The sequence below is a fragment of the Staphylococcus sp. EG-SA-2 genome (assembly GCF_017152085.1).
Genome location: NZ_JACYHC010000892.1, coordinates 1 through 1,033, shown reverse-complemented (window position 1 = coordinate 1,033; position 1,033 = coordinate 1). Strand labels below are relative to the sequence as shown.

At 32.9% G+C, this 1,033-nt stretch carries 1 protein-coding gene and 1 pseudogene; one reads left to right on the top strand and one right to left on the bottom strand.

The genetic code is table 11. The features are described 5' to 3' along the window. Window positions 1-423: pseudogene (locus tag IDG60_RS15755) on the top strand (ribonuclease HIII); the annotation flags it as partial. Between the two features lie 431 nt (window positions 424-854). On the opposite strand, the gene IDG60_RS15750 reads toward IDG60_RS15755, so the two are convergent. Then, window positions 855-1,033, bottom strand: a 179-nt coding sequence (locus tag IDG60_RS15750) for a phenylalanine--tRNA ligase subunit beta-related protein (protein WP_206160906.1), incomplete at its 5' end; no start/stop codon positions are given.

The following is a 1,033-nucleotide window of genomic DNA, read 5'->3' as shown; positions in this document are numbered from 1 at the left end:
GGCTGGACTCAAGTAAAAATGAAAGCTGTTCTTCATAATGAAGCCATCAAAAATGTACTTGAAAAAATTGATTCGTCTCAATTAGACTATATCGTCATTGATCAGTTCGCAAAACGCGAAGTGTATAGCCATTACGCATTATCCGATATACCACTTCCAAAGAAAACAAAATTTGAAACAAAAGGAGAATCGAAGTCATTAGCCATTGCAGTGGCAAGCATAATTTCTAGATACGCATTTATTACATATATGGATCAAATATCAAAATATATTAATATGACGATTCCTAAAGGTGCCGGTGCTAAAGTCGATGTAATTGCCGCAAAAATTATAAAAAAATACGGTCTTTCACGTTTAGATACCATTTCAAAAAAGCATTTTAAAAATCGTGAAAAAGCCCAAAAAATTTTAAAGCCTCTTTGATTTTTAATCATTAGAGGCTTTTATGCAGTTGTGCGAAGCATCATCTGTATTCCGCTGTTCCTCTTTGATTTATAAAATGAATTGGATCCTAATAGGTGATCCTATTAGGTAAGTCATACTAATTTGCTTTGCTCATAAGTATGACTTTATATGCAGTGATGCGAAGCATCATCTGTAATCCACTGTGCCTCTATGATTTATAAAATCAAGATAAATTGGATCCTAATAGGAAATCCTATTAGGTAAGTCATACTAATTTGCTTTGCTCATAAGTATGACTTTATATGCAGTTGTGAGAAGCATCATCTGTATTCCGCTGTGCCTCTTTGATTTTTAAATGAATCGAAACCTAATTGGTGAATCCAAAAATAAAACCCCATGTTAAGGATATCAATCTACTTCAGATATCCTTATACATGGGGTTTAAATCATTATCTAATAACAGCACCTTGTTCAATTAATGCTGCTTCAATTTCCGCTTGCACTTTTGAAACGCGCTCATCTGTCAATGTTTCTTCTGTGTCTAAATAATTTAAACGTATTGCAATTGATTTTTTACCTTTTTCTAAATGTTCGCCCTGATATACATCAAAGACAAGTGTATCTTTTA